13 protein-coding genes and 1 tRNA gene are annotated in these 16,422 nt (G+C 62.2%); 3 read left to right on the top strand and 11 right to left on the bottom strand.

Annotated elements, in window-relative coordinates; all coding sequences use genetic code 11:
* The first annotated feature begins 75 nt into the window (after window positions 1–75).
* Complete coding sequence (locus J8I34_RS02315; RefSeq protein ID WP_209775214.1) at window positions 76–291, top strand: DUF1484 family protein; 216 nt, start codon at window positions 76–78, stop codon at window positions 289–291.
* Between the two features lie 208 nt (window positions 292–499).
* Here the strand turns inward: J8I34_RS02315 and J8I34_RS02310 are convergent.
* The 10 genes from J8I34_RS02310 to J8I34_RS02265 all read right to left on the bottom strand — a co-directional run bounded on the left by J8I34_RS02310 (window position 500) and on the right by J8I34_RS02265 (window position 13,932).
* A tRNA-Leu gene (locus tag J8I34_RS02310) sits at window positions 500–586 on the bottom strand.
* Between the two features lie 70 nt (window positions 587–656).
* Window positions 657–1,469: a MetQ/NlpA family ABC transporter substrate-binding protein gene (locus J8I34_RS02305; RefSeq protein WP_209775216.1), complete on the bottom strand. Its 813-nt coding sequence runs from the start codon at window positions 1,467–1,469 to the stop codon at window positions 657–659.
* A 251-nt stretch (window positions 1,470–1,720) separates the two neighbouring features.
* Window positions 1,721–5,215 (bottom strand): ImcF-related family protein, encoded by a 3,495-nt coding sequence (locus tag J8I34_RS02300; protein ID WP_245175721.1) that lies wholly within the window; start codon window positions 5,213–5,215, stop codon window positions 1,721–1,723.
* Entirely contained in the window at window positions 5,212–6,444 is a 1,233-nt protein-coding gene (locus J8I34_RS02295) for a KPHS_23130 family T6SS system protein (protein ID WP_209805234.1), read from the bottom strand. Before J8I34_RS02295 ends, J8I34_RS02300 begins: the two co-directional genes overlap by 4 nt.
* Window positions 6,445–6,702, bottom strand: coding sequence for a PAAR domain-containing protein (locus J8I34_RS02290; protein WP_209805233.1), 258 nt, complete (start codon window positions 6,700–6,702; stop codon window positions 6,445–6,447).
* 176 nt (window positions 6,703–6,878) lie between these two features.
* Window positions 6,879–7,490 carry a hypothetical protein gene (locus tag J8I34_RS02285; protein WP_209805232.1) on the bottom strand — a complete coding sequence of 204 codons (612 nt, stop codon included), beginning with the start codon at window positions 7,488–7,490 and terminating at the stop codon, window positions 6,879–6,881.
* Complete coding sequence (locus J8I34_RS02280; RefSeq protein WP_209805231.1) at window positions 7,417–9,951, bottom strand: glycoside hydrolase family 19 protein; 2,535 nt, start codon at window positions 9,949–9,951, stop codon at window positions 7,417–7,419. Before J8I34_RS02280 ends, J8I34_RS02285 begins: the two co-directional genes overlap by 74 nt.
* Window positions 9,952–9,959: 8 nt before the next feature.
* A complete protein-coding gene (locus J8I34_RS02275; protein ID WP_209805230.1) occupies window positions 9,960–12,281 on the bottom strand; it encodes a type VI secretion system Vgr family protein in 2,322 nt (773 codons plus the stop codon).
* A gap of 444 nt (window positions 12,282–12,725) precedes the next feature.
* Window positions 12,726–13,139 (bottom strand): VOC family protein, encoded by a 414-nt coding sequence (locus J8I34_RS02270; RefSeq protein WP_029045796.1) that lies wholly within the window; start codon window positions 13,137–13,139, stop codon window positions 12,726–12,728.
* A 118-nt stretch (window positions 13,140–13,257) separates the two neighbouring features.
* The gene (locus tag J8I34_RS02265; RefSeq protein ID WP_209805229.1) at window positions 13,258–13,932 is read right to left on the bottom strand and encodes an SGNH/GDSL hydrolase family protein; all 675 of its coding nucleotides are present in this window, start codon (window positions 13,930–13,932) and stop codon (window positions 13,258–13,260) included.
* A 142-nt stretch (window positions 13,933–14,074) separates the two neighbouring features.
* Between J8I34_RS02265 and J8I34_RS02260 the strand changes: the two genes are divergently transcribed.
* Together J8I34_RS02260 and J8I34_RS02255 are read left to right on the top strand one after the other, a co-directional pair.
* Window positions 14,075–14,545: an SRPBCC family protein gene (locus J8I34_RS02260; protein WP_029045798.1), complete on the top strand. Its 471-nt coding sequence runs from the start codon at window positions 14,075–14,077 to the stop codon at window positions 14,543–14,545.
* Window positions 14,542–16,023, top strand: a complete 1,482-nt coding sequence (locus tag J8I34_RS02255) for a DHA2 family efflux MFS transporter permease subunit (protein WP_209805228.1) — start codon at window positions 14,542–14,544, stop codon at window positions 16,021–16,023. Before J8I34_RS02260 ends, J8I34_RS02255 begins: the two co-directional genes overlap by 4 nt.
* Before the next feature lie 27 nt (window positions 16,024–16,050).
* On the opposite strand, the gene J8I34_RS02250 is transcribed toward J8I34_RS02255, so the two are convergent.
* Entirely contained in the window at window positions 16,051–16,320 is a 270-nt protein-coding gene (locus J8I34_RS02250) for an acyl-CoA-binding protein (protein ID WP_029045800.1), read from the bottom strand.
* Between the last annotated feature and the right edge of the window lie 102 nt (window positions 16,321–16,422).

The raw sequence follows: 16,422 nt of genomic DNA, 5'->3' as shown, positions 1-16,422 counted from the left end.
CCCCCGCTGTCAGGCCCGCCACCTTCATTGCAGACCTCAGGGTTGGCGGGCAGTCTCTAGTCGGAGAAAAGCAAAATGCAAATGCGCACCTATCACGCGGAAGTGCTGAACATCGTCCCGCCTGGCGCGGTGGAAACGCTTGAGCGAATCAGCGCCGGGCGGAGCGCGATCCTTTCGTTGCTTGAAATCGAAAGCGAGCGCTCCGAGTCCTGTCATGCCATGCATTCCCTGCTTGCGATGGTCAAGCAGCAGCTGGATGAAACAACGGGAGAGTTCTGTCCGGCGGATTGATTGGCCGGTTTGGAAACAAAAAGCCCGCACTGTCGTGCGGGCTTCTCGCTTGAAACTTTGGTGCCCAGGAGAGGACTCGGTCACGCCGGCGCGACCCCGGCTGCGCTGGCAAGCGCAGCCCTTCTCGTCCTCACGAAAAGCGCTCAAGCGCTTTTCTTCCTGGGCGGAAAATGAAGAAGGCCTGCTCGCGCAGGCCTTCTTTGAATGCTGGTGCCCAGGAGAGGACTCGAACCTCCACAGTGTTGCCACCGCTAGGACCTGAACCTAGTGCGTCTACCAATTCCGCCACCTGGGCAAGGTAAGCGCCGCATTCTACATAAGGCGGCGGAATTTGCAAGCACGAATTGGCAGGAAAGCGGGTCCGATCAGAACGACGGCACCATCGCGCCCTTGAACTGCGCCTTCATGAACTGGCGCACGTCTTCCGACTGGTACGCGGCGACCAGCTTCTTGACCCATGGCTTGTCCTTGTCCTGCGTGCGCACCACGATGATGTTGGCGTACGGGCTGTGGATGTCTTCCAGTGCGATCGCATCCCTGGTCGGCTGCAGGCCGGCGGCCAGCGCGTAGTTGGTGTTGATCACGGCGGCGCCGACATCGGGCAGGGCGCGCGCCAGTTGCGCGGCGTCCAGTTCCACGATCTTCAGCTTCCTGGGGTTCTCGGCCACGTCCAGCGGCGTGGCGTTGTTGCCATTGGTGCCGGCCCCGGCCTTGAGCTTGATCACGCCCTGCGACTGCAGCAAGAGCAGCGCGCGGTTCTCATTGGACGGGTCGTTGGGCACGGCCACCTTGGCGCCCTGCGGCAGGTCCTTGGGCGACTTCAGGTTTTTCGAGTAGATGCCCAGCGGCGAGATATAGGTGTAGCCGACGCTCTGCATCTTGTAGCCACGCTGCTTGACCTGGCTGTCCAGGTAGGGCTGGTGCTGGAAGCTGTTGGCATCCAGGTCGCCGGCATCCAGCGCGGCGTTGGGCTGCACGTAGTCGTTGAATTCCACGACCTTGACGTTCAGGCCGTTGCGCTTGGCAACCTTCTGGACGACTTGCCAGACTTCGGCGTCCGGACCGCTGACGGTGCCGACGCGGATGGTCTGTTCCTGGGCCGAGGCGCTGCCGGCGGCGATAAAGCCGATTGCGGAGACGGCTACCGCCAGGCGTTTGATAAGGGACATGCTGCGCATGGGAGTTCTGTAGTGTTTTTTGGTTATGTGGCGAGTGAGACAGTTGCGCCCTGGCAGGGATCGCCTGCGGTGCGAGGTCACAGATTAACGCAATTGCGTCCAAACTGCGCAATATGGGCAGATCTGGCGTCTACTTCTTTTTCATATGCTTATGAATCCGAGCCTAAGAGAAATATCGGCATTAAATGTCGTGAGTCGAGGGTGAGGTCCAGCTGCATTAGGGCCGGCGCGCGGCCCAGTGTTGCTGGCGCTCATCGGGGTGCCGTTGGCAAACTCCCCCTGTCTACAACAAAGATCCGCTCCGGCATCTTCAAGTCACGCAGCGCAAGCATCTCCAGCGGCCCCTGGCCCACCTCCGTACGAAGCTGGTAGCGGATCGGATAGCTCATGTCAGCGGGTGCCGGCACGCTTGCCTCGCGCGCCGTCAGGCTGTCGGGGTTGCCGGAACGCGAGGGCTGTCTGGCTTCGGGCTCGTTCTCGGTCAAGCCTGCCCTAGGCGCCGCAGTGTCGGGGGCGCCCTGCCACGTAAGCTGGAAGGTCGCGCTGTCGAGCGGCACGACGTGGGCACGCTCCAGCATGCGAACCCAGCCCCAGCGTCCATCAAATTCATAGTTTTTGCTGGTGCCCGCTTTTTCTGTCTGCCATTGCAGCAGGGTGCGCGGTTCCTGCAGGTTGTTCGCGGGCCAGGTCATGGACTGCCAGGACTCGCGCTGGTTGAAGTAGTGCAGCTTCTGGTTGTCCACGGTCAGCAGCGTGTCGGTCAGCCCGGGTGTGGGAATGGGCTTGAGCTGGAAGCGGTACATCGGATCGCCTTGCGCCAGCAGGTGGACGCCAATGCGCTGCAAGGTATTGATGACCTTGAGGAAACCTGCGTCCAACGATAGCGCTTGCGCGCTGCTCGCCACCGGCACCCATTGATCTCCCTTTCGTTCGAGGACGCCGGCAAGCTGGGAGCCGAGGAAGGCATTGATCAACCCTCCCTGCGGATGCAGGAATCGCGCCAGTTCCGCCAACGAGGCGTCATTGGCGGTATCGGCAAACGGATAGCGCCCCGCGAACGACCGGTTCCATTCCATCGCAATGCCTTGCTGCCAGTCGTCGTTCAGGCTGGCCTGGGCGGGTGCCATCACAGTCTGCATGGCCAGCGCTATCGGGCGCACGAACAAGGTTTCTCCCATGCCGGCCCATTCGGCGCCGAGGCTGGCGGCCATCAATTGTGCGTAGCTCTGGGTGTCCGCCAGTTCCGAGCCCTTGCCCTGGAACAGGGCTTGGGCCATTTGGCGGGCCTGCGCATCGGCATCGGCACTGTTGCCGATCTGCTGCAAGCGCAGCCGCAGGGCCGTGGCCCGGTCCAGATAGCGCTGCAGGCTCAATTCGCCGCCCCCTTGCGTGCCTTGTCCGGCCTGATGACCCACCAGTCGCAGCACCGGCCCGAACGCCGCGCCGAGCGGGCCGGCCGGGTCGGCCTTGGCGACTTCGGGTGCGTCGCTCTTCTTGCCGAGCAAGTCCTTGGCCTTGTTCACCAGCCTGTCCGACAGCGAGTCCTTGCGCGCACCGGCGCCGCCCTGGTATTCCAGCGACTTCATCAGCGCGATCACTGGCGACTGGCGTGCGTCGGCCAACAGCTTGAGCTGGTCGATGACGGCAGGCAGCGTCGAGGCCGGCTCCCATTGCATACCGTTCATGAACTGCTGCCAGTGCTCGGCGTACTCGGCGAAATACTGCTCGGTCAAGGCGAACTGGAGATCCCTGCCGGAACCTTCGTCAGGCGCGGGCTGCTGCGGCCTGCCGCCCGTGAGCACCCAGTCGTTGTCCACCTGCTTGCGCCTGGCCGCTTCCTCGATGGCGGCCGCCACATAGCCCTCATAGGCCTGGTGCGTAAAGACGCCGGGCACGATGGCCGAAGCGCGCAGCAGACCGCGAGGGTCGGTCCCGGCGGTCAGCGATGCCAGGGTCTGGTCAGGGTACTTGCTGCCCGCACCGTCGAGGATGCCCTGGAAAACCGTGTCCTGCGCATTGCGCTCCCCGATCACCGCCAGCAGGGTCTGCCGCGCGCCCGCGACCAGTTCCGGGCGCGGCTCGATGCGCCAGTCTGGCCTGGCCTTCAGGTGCGTGGCGTAGAACCGGAACAGGCGCTCGGCCAGGTCCTGTTTCTCTCCGGGGGAGACGCGGGCCTCGGTCGTCCAGTACTGCGCCAGTTGCGGGGCGAGGAAGGTGGCATCTGCCTTCTCCGGATTGGCCAGCATCAGGTAGGCCTTGAGCGCGCCATGCCCGGCCAACGCCCAGCGCGCGGTCTGTTCATTCAGGTCCGCAGTGCGCATCTGCGCAAGATCAACCAGCGAGGCCTCCAGGTCCTGCTGCACCGGCGTGACGAGGAGATCGCGGCTGGCTTGGGCGTAGGGCTTCCACAGCGCGGCGAGCACCTCCGCGTCACGGTTCAGTCCGAAGCGGGTCAGCAGCGGCGCGTGATGCTGGGTGCGGTACTCATAGCGCTCGATCTGCTGCTGCAGGGCCAGCAGCGCTTTCAGCCTTGCCGCCGCGTTGGGCGCTGCCCGGAAGTCGTGCGCCGCTTGTCGCGCGGCGTGGATGTCGCGTTGATTCAGCACACCGGACACCAGCATGCCGGCGGACCATAGCGCGACGCTGGTCAGGACGAGAGCCGCAAGGATAGTAATCGGATGCCACACTGTCCGGCGCCCGGGCACGCGTTTCACTGCCTCTGCTACGTAATGCCATAGCGGCAGGTCTGCGGCAGAAGCGGCATTCGATTGGCCGTGCCAGGGAGCAAAAAGAATGCCTCGAATCGCGGCGCGTCTGCGTTGACCGGCAATGAGCCTGGCAAGCCAAGCCGCCAGTGCCTCGCTACGAGTCTCGAGTTGTCGGGACAGTTGCCCCAGATACTGTTCGCGGCCTTGTTGCGGCAGCCGCGCCAGGCTGTGTTGCGCGAGGTGGTTACGCAAGGTTAACAACTGCGCCCCAATCCCTGCCGTGTCTGCCTGTCGGGCGACTTCACAGGCGATCACCGGCGTATCGCTACCGGAAACCTGGTCCGATTGCGCAACGTCAAGCGCATAAACGGGGGCGGACCACCGCAAGATATCCGAAATGCGCGTGAGCTGGCTACCCTCATGGAAGCCACTACGGTCTGCCGTCAGGCCCGTGGCGCCGTCGATGACAAGAAGCGCCGCATCCACCGGGCGGCGGCGCCGTAGCTGGTAGATTTGCCTGAGCCATCCCGCATCGAGCTGGCCGCCGGCACTGGACTTGCCCCATAGCAGGACGGCATCGGGCGTTATCTGCCAGCCGGATTCGGCAATCTCGGGCAGCAGCCGGCCGATCACATTGTCATTCCCCGTCAGCAGCAGCCAGGGTTGCCGATCGCGCCAGCGCCAGCCATGCAGTGTGCGCAGGGCATCGCGCAAAGCCTGCCCCCGGACACGGGCATGCTCCCGGGATTCTGCGCTTTGCGTTGCACCACCTTGCGCCGCCTTGTTCTTGTCGTAAAACAACGTCCACCGGTCGGCTTTCATCGAGGCGATCTTAAGCAAAACGGCCTCGAAGAACCGCACGAAGAGAAGCAGTAGCAGGCAGGTAGACAACAGGCCTAACTCGATGGCCAACAACTGATAGCCTGTCCATCCTAATTCCGGCCCCTTGGCGAAAGCGGCCATCATCAGACCGATGAAAATAGTGCTGATGCCTACGCCGAACCAGAGTGCGACGGGCCGGGACTTGTATTCGTTCATGTTGATGTCTTGCACATAAGGGCGATCAGCTCATTGCCTTGCTCGGCGAGGACAAGCTGGGGGCTGCCGGTATGCCGCGCATGTTCCAAGGCGAGTGCGGTGGCGAGCCAGGCGCCCGCACCATCGCAATTGCCGACGGATGTGCCGACATCCACCCAGCGCACGTCCTGGCTGAACTGGGACGAGGATTTGACCGAGTGCGTCAGTTCCTCGGACAGGGCATGGATCACGATCGTGCGGACCTGCGATGCATCGGCCCCGCACCAGCGCACGGCCAACTCGAAAGCCTCGTGCTTGCCGTCTGCCTTACCCTTCGCCGGACGATGGAGGTGCAATGCTGGCGCATTGCGCAGGCTGCCAGGCTGCGCGACCAGCAGGGCCACGCCGGTTTCGGCAACGCCATCCTGCAGCAGCTCGCTGATGGCCTTGCGTAGCTGAATTGCGAGCAGCAGGTGGGCCTCTCGAGGCTTGGTCTGGTCATGCCAATCATCCGCTCGGAACAGCAAGAAGTGATTTCTGCTCGCGTTGATCCGAACCTGAAGGGTGGGGGCCTTCGCCATAAGGACTTCCTGCAGGCGGGCCTGCATCTCGGCAGATTCCGCCAGGGAATGGACACACACATCCACGTGCAGGACCGTATGTGCGGGCAGTGCCGCCAGACCGCCGCCGACGCGCTCGACCAAACGGGTCAGGAGCCAGTTGCCTATGGCGCGATGCCGCTTGTGCTCAATCAGCTCATTGCCAGGATAGAACGGCATGCCGGGAATCTCGAGCCAGCGTGCACTGACATCGGTACCGGGTTCTGCGGCGCTTGGGCGGGCGTCCAACTGCAGACTGCCATTAACAACGCCTTCGGCATCGTTCTCGGTGTCCTGGGAAGAAAAGCACCATGCATGCCCGAGCACAGCAAGCGGTTCACTGGCGAGCGCATGACATTCTTGCTCAATCTTGTCGCTGACGTGATTGATGGTCATGGCCTCGCTGCATCTCGCATACGCAATACCGCGTGAGCAGCACAGTAGAAATGCCCAGGCGAGGATCGGGTAGACAATGGCGCAGCACCAGAACCAGAGCGTGTTCGATGGCTGGCCGGTCGGCCACAGCAGGACGGTCAGCCCGGCGCCGGTTCCCATCATCACGGCGAGCAGGGTGGCCCATAGCACGACCAACGGGCGCGGCGGTGCTGGCACTGGCACCCGTGGCGGTACCCGTTCAAAGTCGATGGGCATTTAGCGAACCGTCGCGCCGGGCGAAGTGGCAATCAGGACGCTGCCGCATTCGGTCTCGTGGCCACCGCATGCCAGCGGCACGCTGCCGTCCGTCAGCCTGGTGCTGCCGCCGATGATGCGGTTTTCGCCGTGGATCGGACACGACACGAGGTCGCCCTGTCGGGCAGCGCGGCGGCCGTTGACCTTGATGCGGTCGGAACCTGTCAGGATCGTGCCACCGTGACTGGTTTTGTCGCCTTCGTAGGCTAAATTTGGCATTTTATTAAGGTTGTGAGCTAATTTTTAGATTCTGCAATACGGCTCTTTACCCGGGGCGGTATCTTTGATTTGAGGCCACCGCACCGCTGTTGCATTATTTTGCAAGAGGTGGATTGAGGCTGTTGTCGCAATCCAATGGCGCGAAGGTATTTCATGGTTAAATTATTTTTAATAAACTATTTCTTTCTTAAATATCTTATGATTGCAGTTGCGGTTTTGTAATTGAATGTAGCCTCTTTTCCATCTTCATACCCATCCATTCCCGTCATCATGCCGTCCTCTGTAATTGACTTGTTTTCAACAAGCAAATCAAATTCTGTCCCTTTCTTGTATGCGTACACTTGATATAGATTGCCGAAAGTGCCTGCGCCACGATGATTAATTTCCCAATGAACGATGGTGAACAGGTTGATTTGGCCGTCTGTTTTTTCAAAAAACACAGCATCCACAATCGGATGGGATCCATTATGCGGATATTTTGCAACAATGGTTTTCTTGCAATTTTCGCGATCTGGTCGATACAGCACAAGATTAATTGGGTAAGCATCATCACCTTTCTCGATGGCAATAATCGATTTTTTGTAAATTTTCTCAGCAGAGAAGATTTCATTATTAGGTGACAGGCCCGGGCATGCGACAGTATTCTCAGTGTCTGCGTAAGCCGATGTAACTAGTAACATCAGTAAATAGCATGGCAGCTTGACGAAAAGCCAATCAAACGGTCTCTGTTGAAATTCCCAAGAGGGTGGCAACTCTGTTATATGCAGCCCGCCTTTCACGAAGACCATGCGTTCCTCCATTAACTTTTAGCGTTACAGACAAAACATCACCATTATCTGCTGTGCTGTTTACATTTCTGGTTACAGTCCAGTACACAAACGCAGACTCTACTCCATATTCGAGATTGCTTAGTAAGAGCTCTGGCTCGGCAACAAAATCACGTTGATCCTGCGGGAATCTTGAGTTGTGCTCCTTCTTGAATGTTTCGTAATTATCCCTAAATGTTGTCTGAATGAGTCCTCTCCCCCTGTATTTATAACCATCACCAGTAGCCTCTGGACCATTTCCATACCTTCCTTCGTAGACGTAACTGCCAAGGTGCTCTGCATTGTTTGCATAGTAATCGGTGTCGGTCCACAACTTCGAGCGAAGCTGGCAGAAATTGCACACAATCTCATTGCCAACCACGCCAAATTTTGGCGTGTGACTTCCATGAGGCGCAGGCTTGCAGCCGAATATCTCTTTCATTCTTTTGGGTGAGTACTTGAGATCTTCCTCTATGTTCTTGAAGCCACTTTCAACGGCGATCTGCGATAGAAAATGAGCAATTCTTTTGGGGGTTATTACAGCGTAGCCTTTGGCATATTTATTTAAGGATGGGAGAATTTCTTCGTGATAAGCCTTCGTGCCGTGTGGATCAACTGCCGCAAGCATTTCAAGGGTTATTGATTGCGGCTCACCACAGAAATTCCCCAGCAACCCAATTGGATGAACATGAAAAACATCCGACCCCGGCAGATCGCTCACGCCAGCCTTCACGTCATCCCACCACACGAGCTTCTCGATCCGCTTCTGCTCTTCCTCATGCTGGGGTTTCGGCCCTGTCTCCCTTTCAATTGCCTCGATGAGCTGCTTCCACTTCGCCGGGTTAGCCCATTCGCTGTCATGCTTGATGATCAGCCGGGACAGCCGCAGCGCCCGCCACGGGTCGTCGTCCGCGACACGCATTTGGTCGGCTGCCTGGCTGCCATCCCCTCTTGGATAGATCGCGCGGTAGACCTTTCCCATCAACGGGCTGAGTTTGGCAAGGGCTTCGTGTTCAGGGACATCTGCCCCAATGTGGTAGTCGACGTATGCCTTCGTGGTGGCGAACATCGAATGCGCCGGGTCGTGCGCGTCCTCGAACGATGCGTCGAAGTCGATCCAGGACTGCGCGAACTCGCGCGTTACCCGGCCTCCGGCAAAGTTTTCCTGCCGCACCCAGCCGCTGATGTCGTGGCCGTGTACGTCCGCGCTGTCGATACGCCACCAGGGCAGCTTCTCGCCGTCGCCGCTACCAGGAGTGGTTTCAATACGCTTGTTTTCGGGATGCTTTGCCAGCTCGGCAAACGAAAGGACTTGTATTACGTCGGTGACTGGCGCATCCCGCCCTTCGTGGAATGCTTCCTTGTACAGCCTGGTGTTCTTGCCGATGCGCAAGATCGTGGGTTCGCTTGGTAGCCCCAGTTGCTCCCACGATTTCTGCTTGTGGCCGTTCCCCCTGACCCACGACCGGCCAGTCTCGATGAATGCCTTGATGCCGTCGCTGCAGAACATCTCGATATGCACCATCCGGTTCTCGGCTGCCGTGCTCAAGGAGTCGTAGCGGCCGAGATGGCCAATCAGATCGCCTGCCTTGATCGGGAAGGGCCTGGCTGGCACAACCACCCGGTCGAGCAAAGCATCCGGCATGATTTCCTCGACAACGGCATGGCCGCTCTCCTTGCCGAGGAAGACCCAGCCATTGATCGCGGCGGTTGCCTCAACGAAGCCGCCCGTCCTTGCGGGAATCAATTGCGCGCCGTGCGTGTCCGCGATCTGACCCCAGTTGCCTTCGCGCTTGCTGATGGTGACCTGTGCGCCGTGCGGCAGGATGCACAGTGGGGTGCCATGCGGATGGGTGGCGCGTACCCGCAGTCCGACCTGACCCGGTAATGAAGGGCCTGGGCCAGCGGTGGGCTTGTCCTGCGGAAACTGGGTGACCTTGAAGTCCGGCGACCAGTAGGGCGGCCTGGGCAGCGTTAAGTCGCGCTCGTAACTTGCGAGGTCCTGCAGGTGCATGTACAGGCTGAAGAACGTCAGCTTGTTGTCCTTGGGGAATTCCATCGAATGGCGCACCAGGGCAAAGCCGGTGCTGTATGACGCCTGGATGGCGGGCCTGTCGCCGTGCGCGGGCAGTTCGCTGACCAGGTACTTGCGATTTACGCGCCAGGCCACCACTTCGCCATCGGCCATGCACCGCACGCCGTGCTTCAGGTCGAGCGCGGAACCCGCGCCGGCTGCGGATATATGAAAGCCGCCGTGCCACAGGCCATTGCCGCTGGCAGCGTAGGAGCCCGACGGTTCCTTCTTCAGCAGCTTGTGGAATTCGTGCTCGTCGGTAAAGTTGGCGGGCGCTCCATTGCCTTGCGCCTTCTTGCAAAAGGGATACGCGTAGCCCAGTTGCTTCACAGGGGTCTTGGGCGGATTCGTCGGTGTCGAAGTGGCCATGATTGCGCTTAATCAGAGAACCCAAAGTTCAGGTCGCCCTTGATGTCCTTGACGGGCAGATTGGACCAGTCGGGAAATGTGAAACTGCCACCAGCCGGACCTTCCACATTCAGGTTGCCCTTGACGTCGATCTTGCCGCTCGGGCTTGCCAACCCGATCGTGCCGTTGGCGATCTTGATGTAGGCGCCTGATCCGTCGCCGAGGGTGATGCCCTTCGAAGCGGTGATGAGGGTTTCACCCGAGGATGAGCTGATCACGATGTTTTTCAGCGCCAGGAGTTCCAGCCCGCCGCCCTGGGCCTGGACTTCGACCTTGCCTTTCGCGGCGAAGATGCGGATGCCGAGCTTCGCGGCAAAGAGCGATATCGCTTCGCCGGCCGCTGCGGTCAAGCGCTTGAACACCCCGATGTCCAGGCCGCCGCCTGCGGTCACGAACATCTGCTGGCGCGCGGCCAGCTGCATATCCTTGCCGCTTGCAATGCCTACGCCATCCGGCGCAGTGGCGAGAACGGCTGGCTTCTTCAGCCCCACGAGACACTGCTCGACCAGCGCACGTTGCTGGTTGATTTCCGCCAGCCAGGCCTTTGCCGCATTGGCCGAAGCATTGAGCGAATGCAGCAGATCCACTGCTTGCCGCAGCGTGGCTTCTGCATCCTGCATGTCGAGTTGCTGGCCGCTGGCATTCGGCTGGTCTTGCGCCGAAATGAGCATGCCCTTGCCGCCACGCATCGCGCCATGGCCGGACGTCCGCAACTCGAACCCCTCACCACGCTTCTGCCTTTTGCTATCGACGAGGTAACCCAGGTTGAGCTGGGTCTTGCCGCCATAGTCGGTGGACAGCTTGATACCTTCCTGTCCCTCCCAGTCCTCCATGCGCAGCTTGTTGTTCGCCTGCGTGCGGATCACGTTGCGCGAGATCCAGCGGTCCTGGCTGGTGATATGGTCGGCTTGCTGGCTGTTGTGGTGGGCGTGCGCGATATACGGCTTGTTCGGATTGCCGTCGGTGAAGGCAATCGCCACCTCGGTGCCATCGAGCAGCGGGAAGTGGAAGCCGGTCTGCAGGCCGCCCGCGAACGGCTTGGCCAGGCGTAGCGGCACGCTCTCGCCGCCAGCTGGCCATTCATCGAAATCCAGGTCGAAGCGGACCGTGTAATGCCCGTCCTGCGTCAGGTAGGCATACTTGTAGCGGCTCGGCGAGGAGACCCGGGCACTGAGCGTGCCGGCGATGCGCGGCCAGTTTGCCTCGTCCAGTGGCAGGCGGAAGCGACGGTCCGCCGGAATCGCCTTGTAGCGGTTGCGATAGGCCTGGTCGCGCGCGCCGCTGTGCGTGACTTCGGTGATGACCTGGCCGTTGGGCGCATCGGGCAGCGCCAGGTCCATGCGCAGGATGCGCGCCGGGCGCAGCTCCAGGACGTTGCTCTCGCCCTCGTAGACCACCTGCGCGGCGATGGCCGCCTCGTGGCGCAGTTGCGCCTCCCACCTGGCGCCGTCCTGGTCCGGATGGTGCGTGCCGTAGACGTAGGACTGGCCGTAGGTCGTCCGGTCCTTGCGCGCGATATTGGCCTCGGCGCGGAAGCGCTCGTAGGCCTGCTCCGGGTTGCGCTCGGCGGCCAGGAACGATGCCGCCACCGTCTTCGCAACGGTCCTGATGGCGAAGACCGTCTCGATGCCCGATTCCAGGCCCGCCGTCTCGCGGTACGGCACCAACCGCTGCGGCAGGTATAGGTAGTGGTCGATATCGTCGCAGAAGGTCAGGAGGTCATGGCCGAACTTCCCCGGGCCGAAGTAGCAGTACAGGCCTTCCTGCTGCATCAGCAGCCGGATGTAGTCCCAGTCGGACATCTGGTACTGGAAGCGGAATTTGTGCTGGGGGTATTGCCGGCGCGTCTTGAAGGCGAAATGGTGGCCCGTCATGCCGTGCCGGCGCAGGATGGCCTCGATGATTTGCGGGACGGTCTTGTGCTGGTAGATGCGGCTGGCATGCGTGAGCCGCAGGCGTGCGACATGCGGTTCAACCACCATCTCGTAGGCATGGAAGTCGTGGGTTTGCCCGGTCTTGGTGAAGCGGGTGATACAGCCGGCGAACCGGCGCGGCTCGCTGCCATCGGGGGGATCGATCACGAACACCGCGTCGCGGCCAAGGTAGCGGGTCCGATCCAGTTCCAGCGGATGCGTGAGCTGAACCGTCACTTCATAGGGTTCGCCCAGGCGCTCCGCGGCTTCGAACGACACCACCGAAAGCGCGGCGGCAGTGGCCGCGCCAGGTACCTCCAGGAAGCACGACTGCCTTCCCGTTGCCGCCTTCGCGGCGACATCCCATCCTTCCGCCATCGTGGATCTTCCTCGTTGCTGGCGCGCCGCATGAACGGCGCGCCGGTATCAATGAGCCCCAGGCGGATGGCATCGCGGCGCATGGCGTAACCGCCAATCGGCCCCCGAGAACCCATCCGTCTAGCTTTGAAGAAGCATCGCAAACGTGGCTACGGAAAACATAGGACAAATCGGAATCAAATTTCGATTTATCGAAAATACGATCTAGAAAATGTTTAATACAAGGGGGTGCCGGGCGAGGTTGCCCGGCATGCCGTCAATGCAAACGGCACTCCGAGAGGCGGCTCAGGACATCCCCAATAGTCCAAGCTTGCGCGGGGGCCGTGAGCATGCCAATGCCAGCGATGGCACGCCACCGTCAGCACTCACTGCCGGGAATTGGACTTGGGCGAAATCGCGCGCATGCCTGGCCGTTGGACCGCCGGCCCAGATGGCCCCAGCAGGTTATCGCCAACCCGTCACCAACGCATACCCCTGACCCTTCCACTCAATAAAACAAAGCCCATGCCCGAACGGATCCGACAACGTGGCCTGCCTGCCCCAGTCGAAATCCTGCGGCCAGTCCTCGATCTCGGCCCCGGCTTCCAGCGCCCGTTCAATCGCGGCCTCGAGGTCGGCGACGACAAAATCGAGGTGTACCGGCGTCCAGTGCCGACGGTAATCGCGCCGGGTATCGGAACGGCTGGTGGGGCGGGTGCCAGCGGGCTTGGCGAGCAGATAGATCGGTGTATTGCCGCCCAGCATTTCGGCGACGGTGCCGTCGAACAGGCGGCGCTGCAGCTTCAGCCCCAGGCCTTGCTCGTAGAAGGCGATGCCGCGCGCGAGGTCGTCGACATCGATATTGATCAGCAACTCCATGACAGCCTCCTTGCGGCGTTCTGTGTGAGAGCGACCGCATTGTGCGCCGGCCCTCCTGACAACTGCTGTCAGGAGTGATGTTTCAGCCAGCGGCCGGAGGCGTGCCGATACGCGTGTGTCAGCGTGGCAGCAGTTCGCGAACCACCGGGCGCAACGCATCGCCAAGCGTCACATGGGCGTCCGCGTCAAGATGCACGCCGTCGACGGCGCTGCTCTGGATGACTGCGCCGGCGTCGAACATCGGGCAGTCCAGCTGCGCGCAGACCTCGGCAACGGCCTGCGGCAGGCCGGTCCATTTATGTTCGCCACCGGCAAACTTGGGCGCCAGCGGCCCCCGCGGCGTGCGAATCGGCGGCGGCGTCACCACCAGCACCGGCGGCACCGGCATGCCCGGTTCGATCGGCGCAATGCGGATCGCCTGCACCAGGGTGCCGATGCCCTGGGCGGCGTGCCAGGCATTGTGAAGATGCATCGACTGGAAATCGTTGTTGCCGAGCATCAAGACCACCAGTGCCAGCGGCGAGTGGATCTCGATACGCTGCGCCAGGCCCTGCAGCCCGTTGCGCCCCGGCTTGAAGGGATCGTCCCAGACCGTTCGGCGGCCGTTCAGGCAGTCTTCGATGAGGCGCACCGGCGTGCCGCCGTCGGCATTCAGTGCCAGTTCCAGGCGGCCCGGCCAGCGCACCGGGAACGGCAGCCGTTGACGCGTGCCGGGGACGATCCCCCAGGACAGTGAATCGGAGTAGACAAGAACTTGCAGCGGATCGGCTTCGGCCAGCAGCGCGGCGGGCATGCGCGGAACTCCAGTCAACGTAATGGTTGGTCGATATCCGACGGGAGGCTGTCACAGCAATGTTGCACCGCGCAGACAAAAACGTCTTCCGAACACGCGGAGACTTCATAATATCGACTTATTGAAGATAGGGAGAAAGAAGTTGCGTTTCGAGCACTTGGTGGAGATCAATGATCCCGGCAATCCCCAGCTGGATCCGCTGACACCCGACCAGCTTTGGCAAGGCCTGGTGTTGCGCGCCGAGTCGCCAGAGTTGTTCGTGCTGGGCCTGGACAGCGCCGAAGTGGTCGCGCGAGGCGACAACTGGATCGACCGCGTGCTGCATTTCGGCGAGGCGTCCATCCATGACCGCGTGGTGTTCGCGCCGCGCCGCCAGGTGCGCTATGAAACCGCCGCCACCGCCGAGCACGCCGGCGGTACGCTGACCATGGTGATCGAGACGCCCGGCCCGGATGCGCTGCTGCTGCGCTTCACCTACGACACTACCATGCCAGCCGTCGATGCCAGCGGCGACGACCGCTACGCCGAGATCGTCAAGTCCGCGTACCACGAGGCCGACATCGACACCGTCCGCAAGATCCGCGAGATCGCCGACACCGGGCGGCTGGGGTGAGCGAGGGCCCCGTCGCGCCGGAGACTTCCGGCAAGCTGCCGGGCGGGCCGACCCGGGCAACGCTGCGTGCCCGCTACGGCGACCGCCTGCGCTGGATGGTGCTGATGACGCTGATGCTGGGCACGGTCTCGTCGATCGTCTCGTCCACCATCATCAACGTTGCCATCCCCGACCTGAGCCGGCATTTCCTGCTGGGGCAGGAGCGCGCGCAATGGGTCGCGGCCAGCTTCATGATCGCGATGACGCTGTCGATGCTGCTGACGCCGTGGCTGCTCAACCGCTACGGGCTGCGCCGTACTTTCCTGGGGTCGCTGCTGCTGCTGGGCGCCGGCGGGCTGTTCGGCGGGTTCTCGCCGACTTATGGCGTGATGATCGCCATGCGCGTGGCCGAAGGCGCCGCCGCCGGCATCATGCAGCCGCTGCCCAATATCCTGATCCTGCGCGTGTTCGAGGAGCGCGAGCAGGGCAAGGCCATCAGCATGTTCGGCTTCGGCGTGGTGCTCGCACCGGCGCTGGGGCCCAGCCTTGGCGGCTTCCTGGTCGAGGCGTTCGGCTGGCGCTCGATCTTCTTCGTGGTGGTGCCGCTGACGCTGCTAGGCGCGTTCATGGCGCGGCGTTTCATGGCGGTGGATTCGATCATGATGGGCGAGCGCGAGCCGCTGGACTGGCGCGGCCTGGCACTCGCCGGCGTGGCCACCGTGAGCCTGCTCAATGGCGTGGTCGAAATGCGCGAAAGCGTTGGCGCGGGCATGGCGCTGGCCGGCTTCGGCGTGCTGATGCTGGCGGCGTTCGTGCTGTGGCAGCTGCGCGCGCCGCATCCGCTGATGAACATGCGGCTGTACAGCTACCGGCAGTTCTCCGCGGGCGCGGTGGTGGCATTTATCTACGGTGCGGGCCTGTTCGGCTCGACCTACCTGCTGCCGGTCTACATGCAGATGGCGCTGGAGTACACGCCCTCGCGCGCGGGCCTGGTGCTGCTGCCGGCGGGCGTGATGCTGGGACTGACGATCGCCGTGGCGGGCCGCTTCACACACCGGATCGCGCCACATGTCCAGGTGTCGTTCGGGCTGGCGCTGCTGGCGCTGTCGTTCGTGCTGATGGCGTTGGGGTCGCCCTCCACGCCGTACCTGCTGCTGGTCGCGCTGGCGGTGCTGGGACGGATCGGGCTCGGCTGCATTCTGCCGTCGCTGACGCTGGGGTCGATGCGGGGCGTGGATTTTTCGCTGATCGCGCAGGGATCGAGCTGCATCAACTTTATCCGCCAGCTGGGTGGCGCGATCGGCGTGAGCCTGGCCGGGGTGGGGCTGCAGTGGCGGCTGACGCAGCACGGCGCGGTGCTGGGCCAGGCGGGCGACGCCGCGCTGCAGGCGGCGCGCATCCGCGCCTTCGATGAGACCTTCCTGGCGGTCGGGGTGTTGATCGCCAGTGCCATCTTCGCGGCCTGGCGCATCCGGCCAAGGCCGCTGCCGGCGGGCTGATGCCGCCGGCTGGCGTGGCGGCGGGGTTTAGCTGGCCGCGCCGCTGCGCAGTTCTGCCACCAGCGCGATGTACTGCTCCATCGCCTGCTCGCGCGCGGTGCCGCGCAGCGCTTCCCAGGCTTCGAACTTGTAGCGGCCGACAAAGTCGGTCATGCCCGGCTTGTCGCCGTGGGCGTCGCCTTCGCTGCCTTGCTTGAACAGCGCGTACAGGCGCAGCAGGGTCATATTGCTGGGACGCTCGCTCAGTTGCTTGACGTCGATCTGGGCCTGGTCGAAGCGTGCCTGCAGGTCGCTCATGGGTTCCTCCGTGGGAATTTGTGAAAGTGCAGCCGATGATAGCCGCGCCAGTGCGCCAGACCGCGCGTCTAAAACCGAAGAAGCCCTCGGTTCCGGGCGCCA

The sequence above is a fragment of the Cupriavidus phytohabitans genome (assembly GCF_017815025.1).
Classification (GTDB): Bacteria; Pseudomonadota; Gammaproteobacteria; order Burkholderiales; family Burkholderiaceae; genus Cupriavidus.
This window is presented reverse-complemented; position numbering and strand designations above follow the sequence as displayed.

Excerpts from the sequence above, each read along its gene's own strand:
- J8I34_RS02270 (WP_029045796.1), bottom strand. The coding sequence starts at position 13,139 with ATGGAGTTGCTGATCAATATCGATGTCGACGACCTCGCGCGCGGCATC.
- J8I34_RS02275 (WP_209805230.1), bottom strand. The coding sequence starts at position 12,281 with ATGGCGGAAGGATGGGATGTCGCCGCGAAGGCGGCAACGGGAAGGCAG.
- J8I34_RS02300 (WP_245175721.1), bottom strand. The coding sequence starts at position 5,215 with ATGAACGAATACAAGTCCCGGCCCGTCGCACTCTGGTTCGGCGTAGGC.
- J8I34_RS02285 (WP_209805232.1), bottom strand. The coding sequence starts at position 7,490 with ATGGTCTTCGTGAAAGGCGGGCTGCATATAACAGAGTTGCCACCCTCT.
- J8I34_RS02315 (WP_209775214.1), top strand. The coding sequence starts at position 76 with ATGCAAATGCGCACCTATCACGCGGAAGTGCTGAACATCGTCCCGCCT.
- J8I34_RS02250 (WP_029045800.1), bottom strand. The coding sequence starts at position 16,320 with ATGAGCGACCTGCAGGCACGCTTCGACCAGGCCCAGATCGACGTCAAG.
- J8I34_RS02290 (WP_209805233.1), bottom strand. The coding sequence starts at position 6,702 with ATGCCAAATTTAGCCTACGAAGGCGACAAAACCAGTCACGGTGGCACG.
- J8I34_RS02305 (WP_209775216.1), bottom strand. The coding sequence starts at position 1,469 with ATGCGCAGCATGTCCCTTATCAAACGCCTGGCGGTAGCCGTCTCCGCA.
- J8I34_RS02295 (WP_209805234.1), bottom strand. The coding sequence starts at position 6,444 with ATGCCCATCGACTTTGAACGGGTACCGCCACGGGTGCCAGTGCCAGCA.
- J8I34_RS02280 (WP_209805231.1), bottom strand. The coding sequence starts at position 9,951 with ATGGCCACTTCGACACCGACGAATCCGCCCAAGACCCCTGTGAAGCAA.
- J8I34_RS02265 (WP_209805229.1), bottom strand. The coding sequence starts at position 13,932 with ATGCCCGCCGCGCTGCTGGCCGAAGCCGATCCGCTGCAAGTTCTTGTC.